General features: G+C 62.4%; 27 protein-coding genes, 2 tRNA genes and 1 riboswitch. Of the genes, 23 read left to right on the top strand and 6 right to left on the bottom strand.

Annotated features, from left to right (window positions below; translation table 11 throughout):
- Positions 1-23: 23 nt before the first annotated feature.
- A complete protein-coding gene (locus tag GU3_RS17275; RefSeq protein ID WP_014292697.1) occupies positions 24-188 on the top strand; it encodes a hypothetical protein in 165 nt (54 codons plus the stop codon).
- A gap of 15 nt (positions 189-203) precedes the next feature.
- On the opposite strand, the gene GU3_RS11435 is transcribed toward GU3_RS17275, so the two are convergent.
- From GU3_RS11435 to ggt, 3 genes are all read right to left on the bottom strand, one after another.
- Positions 204-551: an MGMT family protein gene (locus tag GU3_RS11435; RefSeq protein ID WP_014292696.1), complete on the bottom strand. Its 348-nt coding sequence runs from the start codon at positions 549-551 to the stop codon at positions 204-206.
- Entirely contained in the window at positions 544-2,100 is a 1,557-nt protein-coding gene (locus GU3_RS11430) for a PAS domain-containing methyl-accepting chemotaxis protein (RefSeq protein WP_014292695.1), read from the bottom strand. The genes GU3_RS11435 and GU3_RS11430 overlap by 8 nt, the downstream gene beginning before the upstream one ends.
- Before the next feature lie 133 nt (positions 2,101-2,233).
- Positions 2,234-3,952: a gamma-glutamyltransferase gene (ggt, locus tag GU3_RS11425; RefSeq protein ID WP_014292694.1), complete on the bottom strand. Its 1,719-nt coding sequence runs from the start codon at positions 3,950-3,952 to the stop codon at positions 2,234-2,236.
- 269 nt (positions 3,953-4,221) lie between these two features.
- Between ggt and GU3_RS11420 the strand changes: the two genes are divergently transcribed.
- A tRNA-Gly gene (locus tag GU3_RS11420) sits at positions 4,222-4,297 on the top strand.
- A gap of 10 nt (positions 4,298-4,307) precedes the next feature.
- Positions 4,308-4,381, top strand: a tRNA-Cys gene (locus GU3_RS11415).
- Here GU3_RS11415 and GU3_RS16825 read toward each other — a convergent pair.
- Complete coding sequence (locus GU3_RS16825; RefSeq protein WP_158308468.1) at positions 4,350-5,192, bottom strand: DUF1853 family protein; 843 nt, start codon at positions 5,190-5,192, stop codon at positions 4,350-4,352. The two genes, GU3_RS11415 and GU3_RS16825, sit on opposite strands and share 32 nt — an antisense overlap.
- Positions 5,193-5,245: 53 nt before the next feature.
- Between GU3_RS16825 and GU3_RS11405 the strand changes: the two genes are divergently transcribed.
- The 16 genes from GU3_RS11405 (at position 5,246) to moaE (ending at position 17,390) form a co-directional block, all read left to right on the top strand.
- Positions 5,246-6,004, top strand: coding sequence for a Nif3-like dinuclear metal center hexameric protein (locus GU3_RS11405; RefSeq protein WP_014292693.1), 759 nt, complete (start codon positions 5,246-5,248; stop codon positions 6,002-6,004).
- Between the two features lie 232 nt (positions 6,005-6,236).
- On the top strand, positions 6,237-7,616 hold the full coding sequence (locus GU3_RS11400) for a sigma-54 dependent transcriptional regulator (RefSeq protein ID WP_041543165.1): 1,380 nt from the start codon (positions 6,237-6,239) through the stop codon (positions 7,614-7,616).
- A complete protein-coding gene (locus GU3_RS11395; protein ID WP_014292691.1) occupies positions 7,609-7,983 on the top strand; it encodes an Hpt domain-containing protein in 375 nt (124 codons plus the stop codon). Before GU3_RS11400 ends, GU3_RS11395 begins: the two co-directional genes overlap by 8 nt.
- Before the next feature lie 339 nt (positions 7,984-8,322).
- A riboswitch (molybdenum cofactor riboswitch) is annotated at positions 8,323-8,475 on the top strand.
- The gene (gene moaA / locus GU3_RS11390; RefSeq protein ID WP_014292690.1) at positions 8,463-9,443 is read left to right on the top strand and encodes a GTP 3',8-cyclase MoaA; all 981 of its coding nucleotides are present in this window, start codon (positions 8,463-8,465) and stop codon (positions 9,441-9,443) included. (Overlaps the previous riboswitch by 13 nt.)
- A gap of 207 nt (positions 9,444-9,650) precedes the next feature.
- Positions 9,651-10,151, top strand: coding sequence for a ferredoxin-type protein NapF (gene napF / locus GU3_RS11385; RefSeq protein ID WP_014292689.1), 501 nt, complete (start codon positions 9,651-9,653; stop codon positions 10,149-10,151).
- On the top strand, positions 10,148-10,417 hold the full coding sequence (locus GU3_RS11380; protein ID WP_014292688.1) for a chaperone NapD: 270 nt from the start codon (positions 10,148-10,150) through the stop codon (positions 10,415-10,417). Before napF ends, GU3_RS11380 begins: the two co-directional genes overlap by 4 nt.
- Positions 10,414-12,903, top strand: coding sequence for a nitrate reductase catalytic subunit NapA (gene napA, locus GU3_RS11375; protein WP_014292687.1), 2,490 nt, complete (start codon positions 10,414-10,416; stop codon positions 12,901-12,903). The genes GU3_RS11380 and napA overlap by 4 nt, the downstream gene beginning before the upstream one ends.
- A gap of 7 nt (positions 12,904-12,910) precedes the next feature.
- The gene (gene napG / locus GU3_RS11370) at positions 12,911-13,657 is read left to right on the top strand and encodes a ferredoxin-type protein NapG (RefSeq protein ID WP_014292686.1); all 747 of its coding nucleotides are present in this window, start codon (positions 12,911-12,913) and stop codon (positions 13,655-13,657) included.
- Position 13,658: 1 nt separating this feature from the next.
- Complete coding sequence (napH, locus tag GU3_RS11365) at positions 13,659-14,303, top strand: quinol dehydrogenase ferredoxin subunit NapH (RefSeq protein WP_014292685.1); 645 nt, start codon at positions 13,659-13,661, stop codon at positions 14,301-14,303.
- Positions 14,304-14,335: 32 nt separating this feature from the next.
- On the top strand, positions 14,336-14,524 hold the full coding sequence (locus GU3_RS17360) for a 4Fe-4S dicluster domain-containing protein (protein ID WP_237711191.1): 189 nt from the start codon (positions 14,336-14,338) through the stop codon (positions 14,522-14,524).
- Complete coding sequence (locus tag GU3_RS11360) at positions 14,521-14,985, top strand: nitrate reductase cytochrome c-type subunit (protein WP_041543161.1); 465 nt, start codon at positions 14,521-14,523, stop codon at positions 14,983-14,985. The genes GU3_RS17360 and GU3_RS11360 overlap by 4 nt, the downstream gene beginning before the upstream one ends.
- Before the next feature lie 9 nt (positions 14,986-14,994).
- The gene (locus tag GU3_RS11355; RefSeq protein ID WP_014292683.1) at positions 14,995-15,588 is read left to right on the top strand and encodes a cytochrome c3 family protein; all 594 of its coding nucleotides are present in this window, start codon (positions 14,995-14,997) and stop codon (positions 15,586-15,588) included.
- A 128-nt stretch (positions 15,589-15,716) separates the two neighbouring features.
- Positions 15,717-16,226: a molybdenum cofactor biosynthesis protein B gene (gene moaB, locus GU3_RS11350; protein WP_014292682.1), complete on the top strand. Its 510-nt coding sequence runs from the start codon at positions 15,717-15,719 to the stop codon at positions 16,224-16,226.
- A 3-nt stretch (positions 16,227-16,229) separates the two neighbouring features.
- Complete coding sequence (moaC, locus tag GU3_RS11345; RefSeq protein ID WP_014292681.1) at positions 16,230-16,706, top strand: cyclic pyranopterin monophosphate synthase MoaC; 477 nt, start codon at positions 16,230-16,232, stop codon at positions 16,704-16,706.
- Entirely contained in the window at positions 16,703-16,948 is a 246-nt protein-coding gene (gene moaD / locus GU3_RS11340) for a molybdopterin synthase sulfur carrier subunit (RefSeq protein WP_014292680.1), read from the top strand. The genes moaC and moaD overlap by 4 nt, the downstream gene beginning before the upstream one ends.
- A 1-nt stretch (position 16,949) precedes the next feature.
- Positions 16,950-17,390: a molybdopterin synthase catalytic subunit MoaE gene (gene moaE, locus GU3_RS11335; protein WP_014292679.1), complete on the top strand. Its 441-nt coding sequence runs from the start codon at positions 16,950-16,952 to the stop codon at positions 17,388-17,390.
- 120 nt (positions 17,391-17,510) lie between these two features.
- Here the strand turns inward: moaE and glp are convergent, their stop codons facing one another.
- On the bottom strand, positions 17,511-18,752 hold the full coding sequence (glp, locus tag GU3_RS11330; RefSeq protein WP_041543159.1) for a gephyrin-like molybdotransferase Glp: 1,242 nt from the start codon (positions 18,750-18,752) through the stop codon (positions 17,511-17,513).
- A 154-nt stretch (positions 18,753-18,906) separates the two neighbouring features.
- On the opposite strand from glp, the gene folE reads away from it, so the two are divergent.
- On the top strand, positions 18,907-19,563 hold the full coding sequence (gene folE, locus GU3_RS11325; protein ID WP_014292677.1) for a GTP cyclohydrolase I FolE: 657 nt from the start codon (positions 18,907-18,909) through the stop codon (positions 19,561-19,563).
- A 64-nt stretch (positions 19,564-19,627) separates the two neighbouring features.
- Positions 19,628-19,906, top strand: coding sequence for a SelT/SelW/SelH family protein (locus GU3_RS11320; RefSeq protein ID WP_014292676.1), 279 nt, complete (start codon positions 19,628-19,630; stop codon positions 19,904-19,906).
- Between the two features lie 6 nt (positions 19,907-19,912).
- On the opposite strand, the gene GU3_RS11315 is transcribed toward GU3_RS11320, so the two are convergent.
- The gene (locus GU3_RS11315; RefSeq protein ID WP_014292675.1) at positions 19,913-21,628 is read right to left on the bottom strand and encodes a GNAT family N-acyltransferase; all 1,716 of its coding nucleotides are present in this window, start codon (positions 21,626-21,628) and stop codon (positions 19,913-19,915) included.
- A gap of 92 nt (positions 21,629-21,720) precedes the next feature.
- On the opposite strand from GU3_RS11315, the gene GU3_RS11310 reads away from it, so the two are divergent.
- Positions 21,721-22,653, top strand: a complete 933-nt coding sequence (locus GU3_RS11310; RefSeq protein WP_014292674.1) for a patatin family protein — start codon at positions 21,721-21,723, stop codon at positions 22,651-22,653.
- Positions 22,654-22,860: 207 nt separating this feature from the next.
- The gene (speA, locus tag GU3_RS11305; RefSeq protein ID WP_014292673.1) at positions 22,861-24,765 is read left to right on the top strand and encodes a biosynthetic arginine decarboxylase; all 1,905 of its coding nucleotides are present in this window, start codon (positions 22,861-22,863) and stop codon (positions 24,763-24,765) included.
- The last annotated feature ends 9 nt before the right edge of the window (positions 24,766-24,774 follow it).

Below are 24,774 nucleotides of genomic sequence, written 5' to 3'. Positions count from 1 at the left end.
GCCACGCCTGAGCAGGAGTGAATATGGATATTCGTGAAGTCAGACCCGGCATGATCTGCCACACCACCGACGGCTCCGGCTACGTACTGGAAGTGGACGTCAAAAACGAGCTGGTATTGATGCAGCGGGAAGACGAAACCATTCCCTTTCAGGTGCATATCAGCGATTTACTCGACGAACTGGACTGAGTTTTCCCGGTCCTGTCAGCGTTCCATCAGCATCAGAATGGCGGCCAGATCCGGCTGCCAGCGGTGCTTTTTCATGTTGACCCGCTCACCCCGCAATGTCACCCCTTCGGCCAGCAGCCGCTGTCGTTGCTCCCGTGCCGCCTCACTGCCCGCGGGCAGGCTGATCCGGCCATTGGCGGCGACCACCCGGTGCCAGGGCAGGGTGTGAGTGTCGGCGTCGCGCAGTACTTTTCCCACCAGCCGTGCCCGGCCGGGAAGGCCGGCCAGATCCGCCAGCTGGCCATAGCTGACCACCGACCCCGAAGGCACCAGGGCGAGCAGGGTCAGGATGGCGGCCTGGGAGGAAGAAGGCGCCTCAGGCAAAGGTGCGGGTCATGTCGTTCAGTCCCTGAGAGCGTTCCAGCAGCTCCTTGCTGGAGGTTTCCACCTGCAGGATCTTGCCCAGGTTGGCGGAAGAGGCTTCCGAGATCTGGTGCACGTTGCGGCTGATCTCCTCGGCCACCAGTTGCTGCTGGCCGGCGGCGGCGGAGATCTCCACGGTGACGCCCACTATGTGATCGATTTCCTGCACCACCCGACCCAGGCTTTCGGTGCCTGCCTCGGCGGCGGCCACGCATTCCTGGCTGTGAGCCATGTTGGCGTCCATCATGGTGCGCCAGCGGGACAGGGTTTGCTGGATCTGGCTAATACTGCCCTGGATCTGCTCGGTGGCACCGTGGGTGCGGGTAGACAGGGCGCGCACTTCTTCCGCCACCACCGCAAAGCCACGCCCGTGTTCCCCGGCCCGGGCCGCTTCAATGGCGGCGTTCAGGGCCAGCAGGTTGGTCTGATCGGCAATGCCCTGAATTTCCACCATCAGGGTACCGATGCGCTCCGACTCCTCCGACAGCGCCACTGTGGCCTGGGCGGCCTGCTCTGCTTCCTGGGCCAGCTCGACGATTTTCTGCCGGGTCTGCTCCAGCTGCCCCTGGGTGAGGTGGCACTGGTGCTGGGCTTCTTCCGCATTACTGGCGGCCTTTTGCGTGTTTTGGGTTATGTCGTTGGCGGTGGCCGACATTTCATCGATGGCGGCGGCGATCTGGTGGGTATCGCTGTCCTGGCGGCTGAGATCGTCCCGGGCGCCGGTCATGGCCTGCATCATGCCCGCCGCCAGCGACTTGAGCGAGCCGGTGGCATCGTCTACACGGCCCAGTATGGTACGGGTTCTGGCCTGCCACAGCCCCAGGTGATAGTCGGCGATGGAATGGGGCGCGTTGCCGGAGTAAACCAGCCGGGACAGGCTGTCGTATTCCTTGCCCAGGCGGTTGAAAAAGCGCGGTGAGCCAAACAATTGCTCCCGACAGCAGAGCAGCAGCCAGCCCAGGGGCAGCAGGCTCCACAGCAGGCCGCTCAGGCCGCCGTTGACAAAGGCGCCCGCCAGCAGGCCTATCAGGGTAACGCCACCCAGCCAGGGCAACACGGAACGAAACGACGGGGTCACGGCGCGGGTTTTGCGCTGCTCGGCCGCCAGCAGCCCGGCATAGGCCTGTTCGGCCCGGGCCCGCACCGCCGGATCCAGCCGGGTACGCACCGACTGGTAGCCCGTCACCTCACCCTGTTCGTAAATGGGCGTCACATAGGCATCCACCCAGTAGTAGCGACCGTCCTTGCAACGGTTTTTGACCGCGCCGCGCCAGGCCTGGCCCTTTTGCATGTGCTCCCAGAGGTCCTTAAAGGCCACCTTGGGCATGTCCGGGTGGCGCACTATGTTGTGGTTCTTGCCCACCAGCTCGTCGGGGGTAAACCCCGCCACCTTGCAGAAAATGTCGTTGGCATAGGTGATCACACCGCGCTTGTCGGTGGTGGACACCAGTTGCTCCTGGTCGCTGTAGGTGACTTCTTCATCGATGACGTGCTGGTTTCTTCTGTTCATTCCGTTTCGGCTTCGCTGTGCTTGCGGGTGCGTGATTATCGGCCTTGTCCCGGCAAACTTGAGGGCAAAACCAAGGTTTTTACGATATTTTTACCAGTTCGTAAACTATTAACCGCCGGCGGAGCCGATAAGCTCAGTCCGCTGCCAGTGCCAGCCCTTCCCGGCGCGGGTCGGCGGCACCGCTGAGGCCGCCGGCGGTGCGCATGATGAGGTGCAGGCCGGAGTTGAGCTCGGTGGTGCGCACCTCAAAGCCGAGCGCCGCCATGGCCGGTGCCAGCGCCAGGTTGCGGCCGAAGGGCTCCATTTCGAGGGCGCCTCCCCGGTGCAGCACATGGGGCTGGTGAATGGCCTCCCGAACGTCCATGCCCCAGTCGAGCAGGTTCACCAGAGCATGCAGTACATAACCGATGATGCTGCTGCCCCCGGGCGAGCCCAGCACCAGCAGCAGCCGGTCCTGATCGTCAAACACCAGGGTCGGGCTCATGGACGAGCGCGGGCGTTTGCCCGGCTGCAGCCGGTTGGCCACCGGCACGCCATCCACCTCGGGGACAAAGGCGAAGTCGGTGAGCTCGTTGTTGAGCAGAAATCCCTGCACCATCAGCCGGGAGCCAAAGGCATTTTCAATGGTGGAGGTGAGCGACACGGCATTGCCCCTGGCATCAATAATGCTGATGTGGGTGGTGGAGGGGAATTCGGGCGAGGTGTCCGGGGCCGCGGGGCGCTGTCCGTTCGGCGTGCCCGGGGCCACCGAGGGGAGGGCTCGCTGGGTGTTTTTCAGTAGCTGGGCGCGCTCTGAGAGGTAATCGGGATCGAGCAGGCCGTCGACCGGCACCGGTACAAAGTCGCTGTCGCCGGCATAGCGGTTGCGATCGGCGAAAGCCAGCCGGGAGGCATCGGCCATCAGTCGCCAGGCCTCGGGCGAAGCGGGGCCGAGCTTGCTCAGCTCAAAGTGGGACAGCATGCCCATGATCTGGCCCAGGGCCAGGGTGCCCGAGCTTGGTGGCCCCATGCCGCAGATTTTGTAGCGGCGATAGGGAAAGCACAGCCCCGGTCGCTGTTGTACCCGGTACTGCTCGAGATCGCTCAGGCTCAGGTAACCGGCCGCGCTCTGCACCTTGTCCACCATCAGCTGGGCGATTTTGCCGGAATAAAAGGCCGATGGCCCTTCAATACTGAGCCGGGTCAGCAGGGCGGCAAGGGGCGGGTTGCTCAGGCGACTGCCGGCGGCGAGGGGCTGGCCCTGGGGGTCGAAAAAATAGCGGCGGCTGTCGGGATCCTTGAACAGGCTGTCGCGGTTCTGGGCGATCAGCCGGGCCAGCCGGGGCGAGACCGCGAAGCCGTGCAGTGCCAGATCAATGGCCGGCGCAAACAGCTCTCGCCAGGGCAGGACGCCAAAGCGCTGATGGGCCTGCCACATCAGCAATGGAGTACCCGGTGTACCCACCGAGCGTCCTCCGACCACGGCTTCCATAAAGCCCATGGGCTGGCCCTGATCGTTGAGAAACAGCCCGGGCGGCGCCTGCTGCGGGGCGGTTTCCCGGCCATCCAGGGTGGTGAGATGCTGCTCTTCCTGGTGCCAGTGCACCAGAAAGCCACCGCCACCCAGCCCCGAGGACTGGGGCTCGACCAGGGTCAGTACCATCTGGGCGGCAATCATGGCGTCGACGGCGCTGCCGCCCCTGGCCAGCATGGTCTGCGCCGCCCGGCTGGCGTGGGGATTGGCGGTCACTACCATGGCCTGGTCGGCCTGTACCAGCGGCTGAGGTTGCCAGCCGGTCGCGGCTTCGGGGGCGGGCCGGTTGTCGGCATGGGCCAGGGGCAGCCAGAGCAGGGCAAACAGAAACAGAAACATCACGGACTCCAACACGGAATATGAGCCCAAGCTTAGCAGCCGGTTAGCCAAAAAATTACCCAAGGTGCTGAAAATGAAAGCAAATGACACAGTGTTGCGAAAAAGGTCTTGTATTGGCCGCCGCCCTGCCTATAATGCCCTCTCATCAGCGGCGACAAGCCGTTGATACTCTTCTTGATAAGCGGGAATGGCTCAGCTGATGTGAGCACTTCCTTGCTGAACTTGATGAGGGTCGCAGCGCGGCCCCATGCACAAGTAGAAAGTTGTTTGCGGGAATAGCTCAGCTGGTAGAGCACAACCTTGCCAAGGTTGGGGTCGCGAGTTCGAATCTCGTTTCCCGCTCCAAGTCTGCAAAGGCGCGTTAGCAAAGCGGTTATGCAGCGGATTGCAAATCCGTTTAGTCCGGTTCGACTCCGGAACGCGCCTCCATATTGTCACTTCGTACTTCCTTGTTCCAATTGGCGTCCACCCTCACATACCAGTTTCCATGGCGATCCCGGTAGTTTTGTCGATCCCGGCGTTCGCTGGTACTTCGGCCTCCCGTCATCCATCCCAGTTTCTGTTGCGGCTCGAAACCGGGCCCGGGCACCTCATGACCCCATCTGCCGACAGTGGCGGCATGGCCATCGGGCAGGGCGGCATGTTGCGGGTAAAACAGCCGGCCTTTCAGCACCAGCCGGGTATGGGCCGGCATCAGTCCTTCCGCCATCAGCGCCCGCCGCACCGGCGGCTGGTGGCTGAGGCGCAACTGGTGCTGCTGCATGTGCTCCAGTTTGCGACGCAACCTGTCGCAGGGATTGATGCCCAGGGCACTGTTTTGCGGCGCCCGCATATCGGTGATCAGATAAAATTTCACCGCCAGCTCCCAGTGCTCGATGCGCCGGTACCGGCTGTCCCACACCAGCAGATCAAAAGCGCCCAGGGTACGTCCGGCCACCACCTGCTGGCGGTTGTAGCCCAGCACCTGGAAACGCGGATGATCCAGCAGGAAGAAGTGCCACAGGGTCTCGAAATACTGGCCCAGGCGGCGGCAATGTCCGCAATAACGACGCAGCAGGGCGGGCGCGCGGTCCAGCTCCAGCAGGCGAGGGTGATATTCCTGCAGCAAGGCCGCATACCAGCCATCGTCCGGTGCCTGCTCCAGGCCGGGTAACAGGCCCGGGCTGCCAATGGCCCAGGCCAGGTCACGTACCTCGTTGTGGTGCAGCCGGTTTAACAACTCGTTGAGTAAAGGGCTCATAACCATTCTCTTTATGATTTACAATGGGCCAATTTCAAACGACGGGAGCCAGCATGAACAACATGGAGCTCGAGCAGCTGCTCAATCGGCAGCTGAATGTGGACGCCATTCGGGATTATTGCCCGAACGGACTGCAAGTGGAAGGCCGCGCCGAGGTTCGCCATATCGTGACCGGCGTGACCGCCAGCCAGGCGCTGATTGACCGGGCGGTGGCCCTTGGCGCCGATGCCTTGCTGGTGCATCACGGTTATTTCTGGAAGGGGGAGTCCCAGCCGGTGCGGGGCATGAAGCGCCGCCGGCTGAAGGCGTTACTCAGCCACGACATCAACCTGTACGCGTACCACCTGCCCCTGGACATCGCCCCTGAACTTGGGAACAACGCCCAGCTGGCGAGCCTGCTCGGCATTCGCGTCACCGGCCCCCTTGAAGCCGACAACCCGTTGTCGGTGGCCATGCGCGGCGAGCTGGCGTCTCCCATGAGCGGCAGCGCGTTGGCCGCGCGCATCGAGCAGCGGCTGGGGCGTAGCGTGTTGCACGTGGGCGAAGGCGGGCCAAGCGAGATCCGGCGCCTGGGCTGGTGCACCGGTGGCGGCCAGGGGTATATCGAGCTGGCGGCGGAGCAGGGCATGGATGCCTTTATCAGTGGTGAGGTGTCGGAGCAGACGGTGCACACGGCACGAGAGCTGGGCCTGCACTTTTATGCGGCGGGTCATCATGCGACCGAGCGTTACGGCGTGAAGGCGCTGGGAGAATGGCTGGCGGCTGAGCAGGGCCTTAAGGTGGAGTTTGTCGACATCGACAACCCGGCCTGAATACACAAAAAAAGACCAGGGCGGAAATCCGACCCTGGTTTCGCAGCAGCCACACGGGCAGAAAACAGGCTTCGTTTCACATCGCGCTAACGCATGAAAAATGCGGACCAAATAAGATACAAATGAGTCACGGCTAATGTTGTGATGATGTTAACATGACGTTGCGCAATGGCAAGCCTTTTTTGTCAAGAAGCTGAAAAACAACTGGTATGGAAACAACGAGAGAGTCGAGATGGTAGAGCAAAGGCTTAATGTCCTGATGGTGGAAGATACGCCGTCACTGGCGGCGATGTATCGAATGTTCTTGCAGGACGAGCCTCTGTCGCTGACCGTGGTCAGCAGTGGTCAGGAGGCGCTGGAGCATATTCGGCGCCAGCCGCCCGATATTTTGTTGCTGGATCTGATCCTGCCCGACATGCCGGGCATGGATATTCTGCAATGGCTGCACCAGGAGCAGCAGAATGTCACCACCATAGTGATGACCGCCCACGGCTCGGTGGACGTGGCGGTCGACGCCATGCGCCTGGGGGCTCATGACTTTATCAGCAAGCCGGTGGAAGCCGAACGGCTCAAGGTCACCCTGCACAACACCATGAAATTTCGCCACCTCAATCAGCTGGTCGACCAGTACCGCCATGAAATGGAGCGGGAGCGCTTCCAGGGCTTTATCGGTGAAAGCCTGCCGATGCAAAAGGTCTACCGGCTGATTGAGAATGCCGCCCCCAGCACCGCCACCGTGTTCATCACCGGCGAAAGCGGCACCGGCAAGGAAGTGTGTGCCGAAGCCATTCATCAGCTCAGCGGCCGGGCCGACGGCCCCTTTATCGCCCTGAACTGCGCCGCCATTCCCCGGGATCTGATGGAAAGCGAGCTGTTTGGCCATATCAAGGGCGCCTTTACCGGGGCGCTGCAGGACAGGGACGGTGCGGTGATCCGCGCCAATGGCGGCACCCTGTTTATGGACGAGATCTGCGAAATGGATCTGGAGCTGCAAAGCAAGCTGCTGCGTTTTCTCCAGACCGGGCTGATCCAGCCGGTGGGCAGCTCCAATCACGTCAAGGTGGACGTACGCATCGTGTGTGCCACCAACCGTGATCCGCTGGTGGAAGTGGAGCAGGGTCGGTTTCGGGAAGATCTCTACTATCGCCTGCACGTGATCCCGGTACACCTGCCCCCGCTCAGGGAGCGGGGTGGGGATGTGATCAGCATCGCCACCGCCCTGGTGCGTCAGGCATCCCGGGAAGAGGGCAAGGATTTTGTGGGGTTGTCCGAGGCCACCAAGGACCGGCTGCAGGCCTATCATTGGCCGGGCAATGTGCGCCAGTTGCAGAATGTCATCCGTAACGCCGTGGTGCTGCACCGGGGCGAGTGGATTGAGGTCGATATGCTGCCCGCGCCCCTGGACCGGCCCCTGTTTGAGGTGCCCGCCGCAGAGCGGGAGCTGGTGCCCAGCCCTCAGCCTATCTTGCCGCTGGCGGTCATCGAGCGCCAAGCCATCGAGCGCACCATAGCGCACTGTGAGGGCAATATTTCCCGGGCGGCAGCGCTGCTCGAGGTGAGCCCGTCCACCATTTACCGCAAGCTGCAAAGCTGGGGAGGCGATCATGGCTGACTGGCAACAGCTTCATGGCCGTCTGCCCCTGCTGGATCTGTCCCGCCTGGAGCAGCTGGAGCGGGATCTGGGCAGTGAGGCCCTGGATCGGCTGTTGCGACTGTTTGCGGAAGACGGCGTGCAGCAGGGAGCGTCACTGGCCGACGCCTTTGCCGCCCAGGACGACGATGGCATGGCCAGGTGGTGTCACAGCCTGAAGTCGGCCTGTGGCAGTTACGGTGCGCTGCGTTGCCAGTTTCTGGCGGAAAAGCTGGAAGCGGCCTGTCGTCGTCATGAGCAGGTGGAAATCGTCCCGTTGATGCAAGCCTGGCAACAGGCACTGAATGACACCTTATTGAGGGTGGAAGGACGGCTGGAGCCTCGCTGAGCAGGCAAAAAAATGGCCAACCCAATGGGTTGGCCGAACTTCAGCGGGAGCTGAAGAGAGCACGGGATAAAAACGACTGCATACTTATATGAAATTATCGTGCCAACTTTGCAAACGCCCATTCCGCAAGGATTTGCGGTGTTAAGGACCCAAAAATGACCGTTGCTTAATGCGAAAACTTTCATTTTGAAATACACCAGTGTTGCAATATGAAAGACTCATTCTGAATCCTCTCACTGTTATGGTCACTGTGTCGGTCCCTCCACCGGCAGGCGTGTACGCAAATATTTCTTGATCTGAAGCAATGTTTGCACCTAAGGTGAAAGCGACAATCATTAAAGCTGTTAAAAACTCCGAGTCCGACTCACCTAAGTCGCCACAACCGCGCCGATAGGGTGGCCGGACCGCTCGAACCGGAATCCACGGTTCGTAAGGGTGCCGAGAGAAATGTCGTCGCCTCCCGTTTTGGAAAGGTGTTTATGTTGGAATTACAAGACGCGTTTGCGCGCAAGTTTCATTATTTGCGGTTGTCGGTCACCGACGTCTGCAACTTCCGCTGCCAGTATTGCCTGCCCGATGGTTACCGGCCGGACGGGCGCAAGTCCTTTCTTGCTCTGGACGAAATTCGCCATATCACCCGGGCCTTTGCGGCCATGGGCACCAACAAGGTGCGTATTACCGGTGGCGAGCCCTCCATGCGCCGGGACTTCACCCGTATCATCGAAACCGTGGCCGCCACCCCGGGCATTCGCAAGGTGGCCACCACCACCAATGGCTACCGTATGGCGGAGCAGGTGTCAGACTGGCGCAGCGCCGGCCTGGATGCCATCAATGTCAGCGTCGATAGCCTGGATCCGCGCATGTTTCATCAGATCACCGGCCAGAACCGCTTTCATGAGGTGATGGCGGGGATCGACGCCGCCTTCGCCGCCGGCTTTGAACAGGTCAAGGTCAATACGGTGCTGATGCGTGGTCTCAATGACGGCGAGCTGGGGCAGTTTCTGGCCTGGATCAAATCAAACCCCATTCAGCTGCGCTTTATCGAGCTGATGCAGACCGGCGAAATGGACGCCTTGTTTGAGCGTCATCATGTGCGCGGGGCCGCCATCAAGGAAAAGCTGCTGGAAGCGGGCTGGCAGCAAAAGGTACGTGGCCATAACGACGGCCCGGCCGAGGTGTTCTGGCATGCGGATTACGTCGGGGAAATCGGCCTTATCATGCCTTATGCCCAGGACTTCTGCGCCAGCTGCAATCGGCTGCGGGTGTCGGCGCTGGGCAAACTGCACCTGTGCCTGTTTGGCGACTACGGCGTGGATCTGCGCGATTTGCTGCAGCACGAAGGCCAGCAGGCGGCGCTGCAACGACGGTTGCGGGAGGCCCTGGCCGACAAGAAGGCCAGCCACTTTCTGCATCAGGGCCACAGTGGTATGACCCCTCATCTGGCGTCCATCGGCGGCTGATCCGCCCGTGGTGTTGTTCATGGCGGCCGGGCTTGCGGCCGCCGTTAATTGATCCCGATCAAGCTCCCCTTCGGTTTTTCCTTAATGCGATTCTCTTCGGAATCGGATTTCCATACTCTGTGATCATACGAACACCGGCAGGCGGGTTCGCACAAATTTTAACACTTGTGCTACATTCACGGTTTTAGTCAACAGAGACGGGAAGACATGGACACCACCCCCGATTTATCGCGGCGGCGCTGGCTCAGGGGAGGGCTCGGCACCGATCGTCCCGCCCAGTCGTTGCCCTGGGCGGTGCCGTGGTCGCAGTTTGCCGACCGCTGCACCCGTTGTGGCGACTGCGTTCGGGCCTGTCCCGAGCACATCATCATCAACGCCGACGGCGGCTTTCCGGCCATCGACTTCGCCCGGGGGGAATGCACCTTTTGCGGCGACTGCGCGAATGCCTGCAGTGAGCCCCTGTTTCGCTCCCGCGACGAATTACCCTGGCAGCAGCACGCTACCTTTGGTGAGCCCTGCCTGACACGCCGGGGCGTCCATTGCCGCAGTTGTGAAGACGGCTGTGAGCCCGCAGCTATCCGTTTTCGTCCCCGGCTTGGGGCCGTGGCCCAGCCCGAGCTGAACAGGGACGCCTGTAACGGCTGTGGCGGCTGTGTGGCGGCCTGTCCGGTGGGCGCCATTGAGGTTGTAAAGGAGGAGCAAGCATGACCGAACACGAATGGCATGTGGCCAGTCTGGTGGTGTATTGCCGCCCCGAGCACATGCAGGCCGCCATGGACGCCATCACCAGGCTGGAAGGGGTAGAAGTCCCGGTCAGCAGCGACCAGGGCAAACTGGTGGTGGCCATCGAAGGCCCCAGCAAGAGGGGGGTGGTCGATGCCATCGACCGGATAGCCCTGCTGGACGGCATTTTGTCCACCACCCTTATTTATCATGAATTTGCTGAACTGGAAGCAGGTGAGGAGCAACAATGAAGCTGAGTCGTCGCGCCTTTATGAAGGCAAACGCGGTCGCCGCCGCCGCTGCGGCCGCAGGCCTGAGCGTACCGGCCGCCGCCACCAATCTGATCACCAGCCGGGATCAAACCGCCATCAAGTGGGACAAGGCACCCTGCCGGTTTTGTGGTACCGGTTGCTCGGTGCTGGTGGGCTCCCAGGATGGCCGGCTGGTGGCCACTCAGGGGGATCCGGATGCGCCGGTCAACAAGGGCCTGAACTGCATCAAGGGGTATTTCCTGTCCAAAATCATGTACGGCAAGGACCGGCTGACCACACCCTTGCTGCGCATGAAGAACGGCCAGTTCGACAAGGACGGCGAATTCACCCCCATCAGCTGGGATCAGGCATTCGACATCATGGCCGAAAAATGGAAGGCCGCGCTCAAGGAGCGGGGCCCGAGCGGCGTGGGCATGTTCGGCTCCGGCCAGTGGACCATCATGGAAGGCTATGCCGCCTCCAAGCTGCTGAAGGCGGGCTTTCGCTCCAACAACCTGGATCCCAACGCCCGCCATTGCATGGCCTCGGCGGTGGCCGGTTTTATGCGCACCTTCGGCATGGACGAGCCCATGGGCTGCTATGACGATATTGAAGCCACCGACGCCTTCGTGCTGTGGGGCTCCAACATGGCGGAAATGCACCCCATTCTATGGTCGCGGCTGACCGACCGCCGGCTGAGCGCGCCCCATGTGCAGGTGCACGTGCTGTCCACCTTCGAGCACCGCAGCTTCGAGCTGGCCGACAACGGCATCGTGTTCCATCCCCAGACCGATCTGGCCATCCTCAACTACATCGCCCACTACATCATCGAAAACGGCTATGTGAACCAGGAATTCGTCGAGAAGCACGTCAATTTCGTCAGGGGCGAAACCGACATCGGCTATGGTCTGCGGCCGACCCACCCGCTGCAACAGGCGGCGGCCCATCCCGACTCGGGGGCGTCCACGCCCATCAGCTTTGAGGAGTTTGCCGAGTTCGTGGCCGACTACGACGTGGAAACCGTCGCCAAGCTCTCCGGCGTGCCCGCCGACAAACTGGAAGCGCTGGCCCAGGCCTACGCCGACCCTTACATCAAGGTGGTGTCCTTCTGGACCATGGGCTTCAACCAGCATACCCGGGGCACCTGGGCCAACAACATGGTGTACAACATCCACCTGCTGACCGGCAAGATCTCCGAGCCGGGCAACAGCCCCTTCTCGCTCACCGGCCAACCCTCCGCCTGCGGCACCGCCCGGGAAGTGGGCACCTTTGCCCACCGGCTGCCGGCGGACATGGTGGTGACCAATGAGCAGCACAGGGCCACCGCCGAGAAAATCTGGAAGTTGCCGGCGGGCACCATCAATCCCGAGGTGGGCTACCACGCGGTGGTGCAAAACCGCATGCTGAAAGACGGCAAGCTCAACGCCTACTGGGTGATGTGCAACAACAACATGCAGGCCGCCCCCAACATGAACGAGGAGAGCCTGCCCGGCTATCGCAACCCCGCCAACTTCGTGGTGGTGTCCGATGCCTATCCCACCGTCACCGCCCAGGCGGCGGATCTGGTGCTGCCCACCGCCATGTGGGTGGAAAAGGAAGGCGGCTACGGCAACGCCGAGCGCCGCACCCAGGTGTGGTATCAGCAGGTGAAATGCCCCGAGGGCGCCCGCTCCGATCTGTGGCAGCTGATGGAGTTTGCCAAGCGCTTTACCGTGGAGGAAGTCTGGTCCGAGGAGCTGCTGGCCCAGGTGCCGGAATACCGCGGCAAGACCCTCTATGAGGTGCTCTACCGCAACGGCCAGGTGGACCGTTTCCCCTCGGAAGACTGCAAGAACGAGCTCAACGACGAGCGGGATCATTTCGGTTTTTACGTGCAGAAGGGCCTGTTCGAGGAATACGCCGAATTCGGCCGTGGCCACGCCCACGATCTGGCCCCCTACGACATGTACCACCAGGCCCGCGGCCTGCGCTGGCCGGTGGTGGATGGTCAGGAAACCCTGTGGCGCTACCGGGAAGGCTACGACCCTTATGTGGAAAAGGGCACCGGGGTGCAGTTCTACGGCCACAAGGACAACAAGGCGGTGATTTTCGCCCTGCCGTTCGAGCCGGCCCCCGAAGTGCCGGACGAAGAGTTCGATCTCTGGCTGTCCACCGGCCGGGTGCTGGAGCACTGGCATTCGGGCTCCATGACCCGCCGGGTGCCGGAGCTGCACCGCTCCTATCCCGATGCCCAGGTGTTCATGCATCCGGAAGACGCCCGCGAGCGCGGCCTGCGCCGGGGCGACGAGGTGGTGGTGGCCTCGCGCCGGGGCGAAATGAAGACCCGGGTCGAGACCCGGGGCCGCAACCGTCCGCCCAAGGGGCTGGTGTTCGTGCCCTGGTTTGACGAAAACCAGCTGATCAACCGGCTGACCCTGGATGCCACCTGCCCCCTGTCCAAGCAGACCGACTTCAAGAAGTGCGCGGTCAAGGTGATGAAGGCATAAGGGCGGCATGGCGATGAGCGGGGCGTCGCGGCGTCAATTCCTGTTGCAGCTGGCCGGTGGCAGCTGCGCCATGGGGCTGGTCGGGCTGGGACTGGGGGCTTACAGCCGGCAGGCCGCCAGCCTGCCGGCCCAGGCGCTGCGGCCGCCGGGGGCGGGTGCCGAGGCCGACTTCCTCGGGGCCTGCGTGCGCTGCGGCCTGTGCGTGGAAGCCTGTCCCTACGACACCCTCAAGCTGGCCCGGTTGCTGACCCCGGTTACCACCGGCACCCCTTACTTCGATGCCCGGGCGGTGCCCTGCGAGATGTGCGACGACCTTCCCTGTGTCGCCGCCTGCCCGACCGGGGCGCTGGATCCGGCGCTGACCGACATCGACGAGGCTCGCATGGGGCTGGCGGTGCTGATCGATCACGAAACCTGCCTCAACTGGCAGGGCTTGCGCTGCGATGTCTGCTACCGGGTTTGTCCGCTGATCGACCAGGCCATCACCCTGGAGCCGAGCCACAACACCCGGACCGGGCACCACGCGCTGTTCATACCGACGGTACATTCGGACGCCTGCACCGGCTGCGGCAAGTGCGAGCATGCCTGTGTGCTGGAAGAGGCGGCGATCAAGGTGCTTCCGAGGGAGCTGGCCAAGGGCGAGCTGGGCGCCCATTACCGCTGGGGCTGGGTGGAGAAGGAAAAAGCCGGTGGCGAGTCGCTGATCGGCGAACAACTGACCCTGCCCACCCGCCGGCCGCAAGGAGGGCAGTGAGATGAGGCGCATTCCCGGGGCCGAAGCGGTGGAGCGCAAGGGCTGGTGGCGGGCCCACCGCTACCTGCTGCTGCGCCGGCTCAGCCAGCTGACGGTGATGGGGCTGTTCCTGATCGGCCCCTGGTTTGGTCTGTGGCTGTTCGAGGGCAACCTGTCGAGCTCGCGGGTCATGGACACGGTACCGCTGACCGATCCCTTCGTGCTACTGCAATTGCTGGCTGCGGGGCACTGGCCGGCGTTCACGGCCTGGCTGGGGGCGCTGATCGTGCTGGCCGGCTATGCCCTGGTGGGCGGCCGGGTGTTCTGCTCCTGGGTCTGCCCGCTCAACCCGGTGACCGACGGCGCCGCCTGGCTGCGCCGAAAATTGGGGCTGCGCCAGGGCTCGGGGCTGTCGAACCGGCTGCGCTACTGGCTGCTGGCTACCCTACTGGTGGTGCCGCTCATCGGCGGCATGGTGGTGTGGGAGTCGGTCAACCCGGTGTCCCTGCTGCACCGGGGCTTGCTGTTTGGCATGGGCTGGGGCTGGTTGCTGATCGTCGCCGTGTTCCTGTTCGACACCTTTGTGGTGGACCGGGGCTGGTGCGGCCACCTCTGTCCCCAGGGCGCTTTCTGGGGCTGGTCAACAGGCTCAGGCCGATACAGGTGACCGCCGCCAATCGCCAGCAGTGCACCAGTTGCATGGATTGTTATGCCGTCTGTCCCGAGCCCCAGGTGCTCAGGGGGCCGGTACATGGCGCCAGACGGGGCTTTGGCCCCGAGATTGAAATGACCGATTGTAGCCATTGTGGGCGTTGTATCGACGTGTGTTCGGAAGACGTCTTCAGTTTCACCACGCGTTTTGCAAAAAAGGCGGAGAATAAGACATGACAAAAACAGGAAAAATGATAGGCACCTTGCTGCTCACCGCCTGGGTCGGTCTGGCCCAGGCCCAGCCGGGCGATATCGACGCCAACGCGGGAGGGCTCAGCGCCCTGCGCGGCGCAACCGCGCTGGACATTGACAAGGATCCGGGACGCATCAAGGATCCGGTCAAGGATCAGGGCATTCAGGACCGGCAGTATATTCATCAGCCGCCTCTGGTGCCGCACCAGGTGCGGGGTTATGAGGTGGATCTCAAGGTTAACCGCTGCCTGTCCTGCCATGGCTGGAAAAACGCCGCCGCCCGCAAGGCACCCCGGGTCAGCCCGACCCATTTCGAAACCCGGGATGGCATGACCCTGGGCGACATCAGCCCGCGGCGTTATTTCTGCCTGCAGTGTCATGTTCCCCAGACCGATGCCAAACCCCTGGTCGACAATGTGTTCACTCCTGTTGAATCTCTCAGGTAAGGGGCTGTTATGACGGAAAAGAAAGGGCTGTTGAAGCGGCTGTGGCATACCTTCCGCTCGCCGGGCAAGGTAGCGGTGGGGGTGGTGTTGCTACTCGGCTTTCTGGGCGGTGTCATTTTCTGGGGGGGCTTTAACACCGCCCTGGAGGTGACCAACACCGAGCAGTTCTGCATCAGCTGTCACGAAATGCAGGACAACGTCTTCGTCGAATACCGGGATACCATCCACTACGCCAACCGCTCCGGGGTGCGCGCCAGCTGTCCGGACTGCCATGTGCCCCATGAGTGGACCCACAAGATAGTGCGCAAGATAGCGGCCTCCAAGGAGGTCTGGGGCAAGATCACCGGCATTATCGATACCCCCGAGAAATTCGAGGCCCACCGTCGCCACATGGCTGAGCGGGAATGGCAGCGGATGAAGGAAACCGACTCCCGGGAATGCCGCAACTGCCATAACTTCGATTACATGGACTTCAGCGTGCAGGGCAGTCGGGCCGCCCAGGCCCATTCCACCTCCCTGGCCAGCGGTGAAAAAACCTGTATCGACTGCCACAAGGGCATCGCGCACCAGCTGCCCGACATGAGTGGCGTGGAAGGATTCTGATCCCGTACTGGGCGCTATCCCCGAGCCTGTGGCATTATCGCCACAGGCTTTGTTTTTTAACGATTGATCTCCTGCTGACCTGTGCGAGAATGCGCTCAGGTATTATCTTTATATAAAGAGAGGACGCCATGAGTCATGCAAGTCAGGCCTTTGTGCCCCTGAACATCGCGGTGCTGACCGTCTCCGACACCCGGAATGAGGAAACCGACAGCTCGGGTCGTTTTCTGGTTGACGCCATCACCGCCGCCGGCCACCGGCTGGCGGAAAAGGTCATTCTCAAGGATGACAAGTACGATATCCGCGCCCTGGTGTCGCGCTGGATAGCCAGTTCCGAGGTGCAGGTGGTGATCATCACCGGCGGCACCGGCTTTACCGGCCGCGATACCACCCCGGAAGCGGTGGGCCCGCTGCTCGACACCGTGATCGACGGCTTCGGCGAACTGTTTCGCCATATCACCTATCAGGAGCTGGGCACCTCCACGGTGCAGAGCCGGGCCTTGGGCGGCCTGGCCAACCGCACCGCGGTGTTCTGCCTGCCCGGCTCGACCGGCGCCTGCCGCACCGGTTGGAATGGCATTCTGGCCGAACAGCTCGACGCCCGCCACAAGCCCTGCAACTTTGTGCAGCATCTGGTGTAAGTCATGAGCGAACTGACCCATATCAACGCCTCGGGCGAGGCCAACATGGTGGACGTGAGCGACAAGGCGGTGACCAGCCGGGAAGCCCGGGCCGAGGCCTGGGTGCTGATGGCACCGCAAACCCTGGCGCTTATCGTCAACGGCCGGCATCACAAGGGGGATGTGTTCGCCACCGCCCGCATCGCCGGCATCATGGCGGCGAAGAAAACCGCCGATCTGATCCCGCTGTGCCACCCGCTGGCGCTGTCCAAGGTGGAAGTCCGGCTTGAGGCCGACAGCGAGCGGGGCGGGGTGCGCATTGAAAGCTACTGCAAGCTGGCGGGCCAGACCGGGGTGGAAATGGAAGCCCTGACCGCCGCCTCGGTGGCGGCGCTGACCATTTATGACATGTGCAAGGCGGTACAGAAGGACATGCGCATCGAGGGGGTGCGTTTGCTGGAAAAACGGGGCGGCAAGTCCGGGGAGTTTAAAGCGGTATGATTAAAGTCGTATTTTTTGCCCGTGTGCGGGAACAGCTGGGCGAGGACGCGTTGTCGGTGCAGGCCGGGTTTGCCGATGTGAACGCCCTGCGTGAGCACCTGGCCGGGCGTGATGCCAACTGGGCCCGGGTGCTGGCCGACAACAGCCTGCTGGTGGCGGTGAACCACGAGGTGGCGACCCCGGGCACCGCCCTCAAGGACGGTGACGAAGTGGCGTTTTTCCCGCCGGTCACCGGAGGCTGACATGATTCGGGTACAGACCGAGGACTTTTGCCTGGCCACCGAATACGCCGCCCTGAGCCAGTCCCACCAGACCGGCGCCGTGGTCACCTTTGTGGGCAAGGTGCGGGAGATGAACCAGGGGGCCGCGGTGAGCGGCATGACCCTGGAGCATTACCCGGGCATGACCGAGCACGCCCTGGCGCAGATTGTGAGTGAGGCCCAGGGGCGCTGGCCGCTGCTGGAGTGCCGGGTCATTCACCGGGTGGGGGCGCTGGAGCTGGGCGATCAAATCGTGTTCGTCGGGGTGGCGAGTGCGCACCGGGAAGCGGCCTTTGCCGCCTGCCATTTCATCATGGATTACCTCAAGACCCGGGCGCCGTTCTGGAAAAAGGAGCGTACCGCCGACGGCGAACGCTGGGTTGACGCCAAAGACAGCGACACCGACGCCGCCAGAAAGTGGTAGGGACTTGATCCTGTTTTGAATAGGTGTCATTCCGGCCTTGAGCCGGAATCCTGGTTGCATGGGACTTGGAGGTAAAAAGATGCCGGGTCGAGCCCGGCATGACGGCAACCCCGCCTCGGTTTACCAATACAGTCCGTCGATCAGCTCCAGGGTCACGGTTTCTCCCGCTTCCACCCGGCCTCTGTCCTGCTCCAGGTGCAGCAGGCAGTTGGCCTCGGCCATGGCGCTGAACACCGCCGAGCTCTGGGCACCGGCGGGCACCACGCCCAGGCTGCCGTCGGGCTGGCGCTCTACCCGGCCGCGCTGAAAGTCCATGCGTCCGGGGGATTTTTTGAACGGCACGAGGGCGGTGGCCTGCAGGGTGAGGGCAGGGGGCAGCTGCTCGCCGGCCAGCCGGGCCAGCCCCGGTCGCACCAGCAAATGAAAGGTGACCGCCGCCGACACCGGGTTGCCCGGCAGGCCAAAGAAGGCGCACCGGTCGATATGACCAAACGCAAAGGGCTTGCCGGGCTTGATGGCGAGCTTCCAGAAACCGATGCGGCCCACGTCTTCCAGCACCACCTTGGTATGATCCGCATCGCCTACCGAGACGCCCCCTGAGGTGATCAGGGCATCGTGGCTGGCCGCCGCCTTTAGAAACGCCTTGCGAATAAGCTCGGGATCGTCTTTGATGATGCCGTAGTCGGTCACCTCCACCCCCAGCCGGGAAAGCATGGCGGCCAGGCCAATACGGTTGGAGTCGTAAATTTCCCCCGGGGCCAGCAGGTCGCCGGGGGACTTGAGCTCGTCGCCGGTAGAGAGCAGCGCCACCCGCAGCGGCCGGCGAACCGATATCTGCTCCAGACCCAGCGAGGCCAGCACCGACAGCACCCGGGCATTGATGCGCATGCCCGCCTGGAACACGGTTTCGCCCTGGGCCAGGTCTTCCGCGGCCTGGCGCACATGCTGGCCCGGCTGCACCTCGCCGTGCACGGTCACCCGGTTGTGCTCGGAGGTGCAGTTTTCCTGCATGACCACACTGTCGGCGCCCAGGGGCAGGGCGGCGCCGGTCATGATGCGCACGCACTGGCCTGGTGCCACCTGGCCGTTAAAGGGATGGCCGGCCAGGCTGGTGCCCACCAGCTCCAGGCTCCCCTGGGCCCCGGCGTCTTCGGCCCGCAGGGCATAACCGTCCATGGCCGAATTGGCAAAGGCGGGAACATCCAGCGGCGAAATCACCGGCTCTGCCAGCACCCGGTTGAGTGCCTGCTCCAGTGACACCAGCTCCGCCGCGGCCACTCCATCGAGCTGGCCCAGCATGTCGGCCCGTGCATCGTCGAAAGGGCGTAATCCGGGTTGACTGCAACAATCTTGAATCGCCATGTTATGGCTCCCTGATGGTGTTGATTGAATTCATTATTTCAGACTCGGGCGGTGATTGTCATGCCCGCGCACGGACGAGCGTTAATCCGTCATTCACAGCAAAGGCCAAATGCACTACCATGCCCTGAGATTGTATACTCTCACGGAGATCATCATGACCGCATTGAGCGACGCAGCCATTCGGGTCCGCTCGGCCCTGGAAGCCCGGGGCCTGGAAACCCCGATGCGCAGCCACAACCTGACCACGGATGAACAACAGGAAAAAATCACCGGCCTGATGACCCAGGTGATGGACGTACTGGGGCTGGATCTGGACGATGACAGCCTGGCCGAAACCCCCCAGCGCATCGCCAAGATGTATGTCCGTGAAATCTTCTCGGGCCTGGACTATGCCCACTTTCCCAAGATCACCTTGATCGACAACAAGATGAAGGTGGACGAAATGGTGCAGGTGCGTGACATCACCCTCACCAGTACCTGTGAGCACCATTTTGTGACCATAGACGGTACCGCCACCGTGGCCTATATTCCCCGGGGCAAGGTGATTGGCCTGTCCAAGATCAATCGTATCGTGCAGTTTTTTGCCCGCCGGCCCCAGGTGCAGGAGCGGCTGACCCAGCAGGTGCTGGTGGCGCTGCAGGCCTTGCTGGAGTCGGACGATGTGGCGGTGAGCATTACCGCCACCCACTACTGCGTCAAGGCCAGGGGGGTGATGGATGCCACCAGCAATACCACCACCACCTCTTTGGGAGGCATCTTTAAAAGCCGCCCGGCCACCCGCCAGGAGTTTCTGAGCGGCGTGGTGCGCTGAACCGGTTATAAATATCGTGGCAAGATGCCGGGCCAAGCCCGGCATCTTGCGTTAAGGAGGCATGATGAAACCCAGAGTGGAAATACGTTACTGCAGCCTGTGCCGCTGGTTGCTGCGCTCCGGCTGGCTGGCGCAGGAAATACTGTCGACCTTTGCCGACGAGGTGGGCGAGGTGGCACTGATCCCCGGTGACCAGGGTCAGTTCCAGATCTTGGTGGACGGCGAGCTAATCTGGTGCCGGGTGGCTGACCACGGCTTCCCCGAAGCCAAGGAAATCAAGCAGCGTATTCGGGATAAAATCGCGCCCGAGCGTGACCTGGGCCACAGTGACCGCCATCACTGAGGGTCTTTATTCACTGTCTGCTACGGTATGGGGAGCGATATAGCGTCGATACCGTTCCGGCTTGAGCCGGGCCAGATCCACCACGACCAGGCCGTCGACGCAATCGGCAAAATCCGGATCCGTACCAAAGTCCACAAACTGTACCCCACCCGGCTCGCACAACTCGGCATACTGCTTGTACAGGGTGGGAATGGCCACCCCCAGATGGTCCAGGCGCTGCTTCAGCCGTTGCAGATCTGCCCGGTAGTCATTGCCCGCAAAGGCATTCAGCAGGTGGTTGGGGCTGGCCGGTAACGGCCGCCGCGAACGGGCCAGGACGGTGGGCTGCGAGAAATACAGCCGGTAAAAGGCCACCAGCAGATCCCGGGCGGTCACCGGCAGGGCGGCGCTGAGGGACACAGGACCAAACAGGTAGCGATATTGCGGATGCCGGGCCAGAAAGGCCCCGATGCCGAACCACAGGTAATCCAGGCTGCGCCGCCCCTGGTAGGCGGGCTGAATAAAGCTGCGACCCAGCTCGATGCCCTGCTCAAGAAAGGGCGCCATGGATTCATCGAACTCAAACAGCTGATGGGTGTACAGCCCTTCGACCCCGCGGCGTTTCAGTTGCCGGGCGGCAGGAACGAAACGGTAGGCACCGATCACTTCCAGCTCTTGCGGATCCCACAGCAGCAACTGGTAATAGTCATCATCAAACGGGTCCAGATCCCGGCGCTTGCCGGTGCCTTCCCCCACGGCGCGAAAGGCCAGCTCCCGCAGCCGGCCGATTTCCCGCAGGATCACGCAATGTCCCGACGGATCCCGTTTGGTCAGGTAAATGGCCTTGCCATCCCGGGTTCGACCCAGCAGTTCGCCTTTTTCGACCGCTTTTTTCAGCCCCTGGCGGGGCTCCGGCGGTGCGATGGCAACCTGGGTTTCAAACAACCCGCTTTTGCCCTTGCCCAGCCGGTACAGGTGGCTGCGAAACAACATCGCCAGGCCCTTGTCACTGACGCCGCCGCGACGGCAGTGCTGCCAGGCTATCGGTCGGCCGATACGGAGGCTTATCTGCCGGTTGCGCTGGCGAAACATTTCACGCACCAGCAGCACACCGCCCAGCGAACGACACAGCAGTGAGCTTAAATAAAAGAAAGCGGAGTTGCGGCCTTCAAGGTGAATGGGCACGATGTCGGCCCGGGCGCGAATGGCCAGGCGGATGAAGCCGGCGTGCCAGCGGCCATCACGCACTCCGGTGGCACCAAGGCGGGAGACCTCGCCGGCGGGAAAGATAATGACCACGCCACCGGCTGCCAGATGGTGCTGCAGGGCCTCGAGCTGAGCCCGGCCGGTGCGGCCCCCCAGGGCGTCTACCGGCAACAGCAAGGAGCTGAGCGGCTCTATGCGGGCCAGCAACTGATTGGCCACGATGCGGGTGTCCGGGCGCAGCCGGCACACCAGCCGCAGCAGGGCCAGGCCGTCCAGGGAGCCGATGGGGTGATTGGCGACGATGACCACGGGGCCGGTGGCCGGAACATGCTCCAGCTCCTGCTCGTGTACCTGCACGTGAAAATGAAAATATTCGAGCACCTGCTCAACGAAGTCGAGGCCGCGTAAATGGGGATAGTCGGCGGCGAAGTTGGCAAAGGCCTGCTCGTGCAAAAGATAACGCAACAGCGCCTTGCAACCGGGCACATGTTGCCACCGGGGCAGAAACTCGGCGGCCAGGGTGTCTACAGAGAACATGGCGGGCTCCTTGACTAGCACTGAGCTCAGCCTAGGCAGGGCCCATGACGCCACCATGGCGTCGCCATGATGATTTGATGACAGGGTTGTCCATGTTAAGGCAAACGGCATTCACGAACAGTGCGCCTTCGACTCCTCCCGGCAGCGAGCCGGAACGGGGCCGGCTGGCCCTGATCTGCGAAGGGGGAGGCCAGCGCGGCATTTTTACCGCCGGTGTGCTGGACGCGTTTATGGCGGCGGACTTTGACCCCTTCGATCTCTTTATCGGCTCCTCTGCCGGCGCTCAGAATTTATCCGCCTATGTGTGCCACAGCCGCGGTTTTGCCCGAGAAGTGATCACCGACTACACCACCCGTTCCGATTTCTTTCGTCCGCTGCATTTTGCCCGGGGGGGAGATCTGGTGGATCTGGACTGGTATTTCGAGGTGCTGCGTCACGAGTTGCCGCTGGACGTGGTTACCGGGCATCGGCGGCTGGGCCGGCGGGAGCTGTTGTTCTGCAGTACCCGGGCGCGGGATCACCTGCCTCACTATTTTCATCCGGCCGACACCGACTGGCTGCTGGGGCTCAAGGCCTCCAGTGCCATTCCGCTGTTCTACCGGGCCGGGGTCGAATGGCAGGGCGAGCGCTATCTGGACGGCGGCGTGGCCGACGCCATACCGGTACGGGAGGCCTGGCACCGGGGCGCCGGCGTTCTGGTGGTGATCCGTACCCAGCCCGGTAACATGCGTTTTTCCCTGAGTTGGACCCGGCGGCTGGAAGGCTGGCTGGGGCGGGACCGGCTGGGGGAGTTGCTGGCCATTGTGCGGGCCTATCAGCGTTGCTGTGATCAGGCCCGTTGTTTTATGGCCCAACCACCGGAGAATGTGCGGGTGTTCGAGATTGTGCCGCCGGCCCCGCTGCACAGCCGGGTACTGGGCTCGACCCGGGCACAGCTGGATCAGGATTATTCAATGGGATTCAGTTGCGGACAGCATTTTCTGTATCAGCATGGCCTGCTGCTGGAGCGGCTGGCGCGCCAATAAAATTCCGGCCGGGGCGGGATCAGTACTGGCCAGCGTCCGGCATGGATTGTACACTCGCCCCCCGATGTTTTTCCGTCGCCGAATGGACTGCGTTTACCCGATAGGGCAGCATGGTTTGCCTTATACTGACGAAAAATCGAATTAAGATCGCACCGGGCCCCAGGCCCGGATTTTCCGTGACCCTGAACTGACAAGGGGACAAAGAGCATGGCTGAATGGTCCGCAAACGATGCGCTCAAGGTGTATAACCTGCCTTACTGGGGCGCCGGTTTTTTTCATCTTGACGAGCAGGGACGGGTTTGTGTAACGCCCGACAAGACCCGGCCCGAGGCGAAAGTGGTATTGGCAGAGGTGGTGGAGCAGCTCAAGGCCGAGGGGTATGCCGCCCCGGTATTGCTGCGTTTTCCCGATATCATCAAAAGCCGCATCGATGCCCTGTTCAACGCCTTTAACGGCGCCATTGAAGATTACGGTTACGAGGGTGATTACCTGACCGTGTATCCGATCAAGGTCAACCAGCAGCGCGGCGTGCTTGATGCCGTTACCAAGGCCTACAAGGACAAGCCCCGGCTGGGCCTGGAAGCGGGCTCCAAGCCCGAGCTGCTGGCGGTGCTGGCCCATACCCACGAGACCGAATCGGTGATCGTGTGCAACGGCTACAAGGACAAGGAATACGTACGCCTGGCCCTGCTCGGCACCAAGATGGGCCATCAGGTCTACATCGTCATCGAAAAGCTTTCCGAGCTGGCGCTGGTGATGGAAGAGGCGGCCAAGCTCAAGGTCACGCCCCGCCTGGGTGTGCGTGCCCGGCTGGCGTCCCAGGGGGCCGGCAAGTGGCAGTCGAGTGGTGGCGAAAAGTCGAAGTTTGGCCTGAGCGCCACCCAGGTGCTGAGCCTGGTAAACCAGCTGAAGGACGCCGGCTGTATCGACTGGCTGCAGCTGCTGCACTTCCACTTGGGCTCCCAGATCGCCAATATTCGCGACATTCAGAAGGGCATTCGCGAGTGCGGCCGCTTTTACGCCGAGCTGCGCCGGCTGAATGTGCCGGTCAACATTGTGGACGTGGGTGGCGGCCTGGGCGTGGACTATGAGGGCACCCGCTCGCAAAGTTACTGCTCCGCCAACTACAACCTGCGGGAATATGCCAACAACGTGGTGTGGGGCATCGGCAACGTGTGCCGGGAATACGATCTGCCTCATCCGCGTATCATCAGCGAGTCGGGCCGGGCCATTACCGCCCACCATGCCATGCTGGTGGCCAATGTGATCAGCATTGAATCGGCCCAGAGCACCAAGCCGGCGGCGCCGGCCGAGGACGCGCCCTTTTTGCTTGGCAACATGTGGGAAACCTGGGAAGACCTGTGCCGGGACGATCCCCCCCTGCTGGAAATTTACCACGATACCGTGGCGGAGCTGGCCGATGTGCACGAGCAGTACAACATGGGCCTGATGACCCTGGAAGACAGGGCCTGGGCGGAAGAAGTGCACCTCAACATTTGTCTGGGCATCAAGGCGAAGCTGGATCCGGTGAACCGGGCACACCGGCCCATTATGGACGAGCTGAACGAGAAACTGGCGGACAAGTGCTTTGTTAACTTCTCCCTGTTCCAGTCGCTGCCTGACGCCTGGGGCATCGATCAGATCTTTCCGGTGCTGCCCCTGGACGGCCTCGACCGGCCTCCCAGCCGCCGGGCGGTGATCCTCGACATTACCTGCGATTCAGATGGTGCCATCGATCAGTACGTGGACGGTCAGGGCGTGGAAACCACCCTGCCCATGCCCGAGTTCGTGCCCGGCCAGCCCCAGTATTTGGGGTTCTTCCTGGTGGGGGCCTATCAGGAAATTCTGGGTGACATGCACAACCTGTTTGGTGACACCCACAGTGCCGAAGTGGTGCTGGACGAGCACGGCCAGGCGCAGATCACCAACATCAAGGAAGGCAGCAACGTGGCCGAGCTGCTGCGCTATGTGGACATCGATCCCTCGGTGATCAACGCCCAGTACGAGCTGCAGGCCAGTCACCCGGATCTGGATGAGGAAACCCGGGCGCTGCTGCTGAAGGAGTTGTCCGCGGGGCTGGAAGGCTACGCCTACCTGGAAGAAGAGCAGTAAGCAAAACGC

Source organism: Oceanimonas sp. GK1 (genome assembly GCF_000243075.1).
Taxonomy (GTDB): Bacteria; Pseudomonadota; Gammaproteobacteria; order Enterobacterales; family Aeromonadaceae; genus Oceanimonas.
Note: the sequence above shows the minus strand (reverse complement) of the source record. Positions and strands in the feature narration are given on the sequence as shown.

Excerpts from the sequence above, each read along its gene's own strand:
- GU3_RS17275 (WP_014292697.1), top strand. The coding sequence starts at position 24 with ATGGATATTCGTGAAGTCAGACCCGGCATGATCTGCCACACCACCGAC.
- GU3_RS11430 (WP_014292695.1), bottom strand. The coding sequence starts at position 2,100 with ATGAACAGAAGAAACCAGCACGTCATCGATGAAGAAGTCACCTACAGC.
- ggt (WP_014292694.1), bottom strand. The coding sequence starts at position 3,952 with ATGTTTCTGTTTCTGTTTGCCCTGCTCTGGCTGCCCCTGGCCCATGCC.
- GU3_RS16825 (WP_158308468.1), bottom strand. The coding sequence starts at position 5,192 with ATGAGCCCTTTACTCAACGAGTTGTTAAACCGGCTGCACCACAACGAG.
- GU3_RS11405 (WP_014292693.1), top strand. The coding sequence starts at position 5,246 with ATGAACAACATGGAGCTCGAGCAGCTGCTCAATCGGCAGCTGAATGTG.
- GU3_RS11400 (WP_041543165.1), top strand. The coding sequence starts at position 6,237 with ATGGTAGAGCAAAGGCTTAATGTCCTGATGGTGGAAGATACGCCGTCA.
- GU3_RS11395 (WP_014292691.1), top strand. The coding sequence starts at position 7,609 with ATGGCTGACTGGCAACAGCTTCATGGCCGTCTGCCCCTGCTGGATCTG.
- moaA (WP_014292690.1), top strand. The coding sequence starts at position 8,463 with ATGTTGGAATTACAAGACGCGTTTGCGCGCAAGTTTCATTATTTGCGG.
- napF (WP_014292689.1), top strand. The coding sequence starts at position 9,651 with ATGGACACCACCCCCGATTTATCGCGGCGGCGCTGGCTCAGGGGAGGG.
- GU3_RS11380 (WP_014292688.1), top strand. The coding sequence starts at position 10,148 with ATGACCGAACACGAATGGCATGTGGCCAGTCTGGTGGTGTATTGCCGC.
- napA (WP_014292687.1), top strand. The coding sequence starts at position 10,414 with ATGAAGCTGAGTCGTCGCGCCTTTATGAAGGCAAACGCGGTCGCCGCC.
- napG (WP_014292686.1), top strand. The coding sequence starts at position 12,911 with ATGGCGATGAGCGGGGCGTCGCGGCGTCAATTCCTGTTGCAGCTGGCC.
- napH (WP_014292685.1), top strand. The coding sequence starts at position 13,659 with ATGAGGCGCATTCCCGGGGCCGAAGCGGTGGAGCGCAAGGGCTGGTGG.
- GU3_RS17360 (WP_237711191.1), top strand. The coding sequence starts at position 14,336 with ATGGATTGTTATGCCGTCTGTCCCGAGCCCCAGGTGCTCAGGGGGCCG.
- GU3_RS11360 (WP_041543161.1), top strand. The coding sequence starts at position 14,521 with ATGACAAAAACAGGAAAAATGATAGGCACCTTGCTGCTCACCGCCTGG.
- GU3_RS11355 (WP_014292683.1), top strand. The coding sequence starts at position 14,995 with ATGACGGAAAAGAAAGGGCTGTTGAAGCGGCTGTGGCATACCTTCCGC.
- moaB (WP_014292682.1), top strand. The coding sequence starts at position 15,717 with ATGAGTCATGCAAGTCAGGCCTTTGTGCCCCTGAACATCGCGGTGCTG.
- moaC (WP_014292681.1), top strand. The coding sequence starts at position 16,230 with ATGAGCGAACTGACCCATATCAACGCCTCGGGCGAGGCCAACATGGTG.
- moaD (WP_014292680.1), top strand. The coding sequence starts at position 16,703 with ATGATTAAAGTCGTATTTTTTGCCCGTGTGCGGGAACAGCTGGGCGAG.
- moaE (WP_014292679.1), top strand. The coding sequence starts at position 16,950 with ATGATTCGGGTACAGACCGAGGACTTTTGCCTGGCCACCGAATACGCC.
- glp (WP_041543159.1), bottom strand. The coding sequence starts at position 18,752 with ATGGCGATTCAAGATTGTTGCAGTCAACCCGGATTACGCCCTTTCGAC.
- folE (WP_014292677.1), top strand. The coding sequence starts at position 18,907 with ATGACCGCATTGAGCGACGCAGCCATTCGGGTCCGCTCGGCCCTGGAA.
- GU3_RS11320 (WP_014292676.1), top strand. The coding sequence starts at position 19,628 with ATGAAACCCAGAGTGGAAATACGTTACTGCAGCCTGTGCCGCTGGTTG.
- GU3_RS11315 (WP_014292675.1), bottom strand. The coding sequence starts at position 21,628 with ATGTTCTCTGTAGACACCCTGGCCGCCGAGTTTCTGCCCCGGTGGCAA.
- GU3_RS11310 (WP_014292674.1), top strand. The coding sequence starts at position 21,721 with ATGTTAAGGCAAACGGCATTCACGAACAGTGCGCCTTCGACTCCTCCC.
- speA (WP_014292673.1), top strand. The coding sequence starts at position 22,861 with ATGGCTGAATGGTCCGCAAACGATGCGCTCAAGGTGTATAACCTGCCT.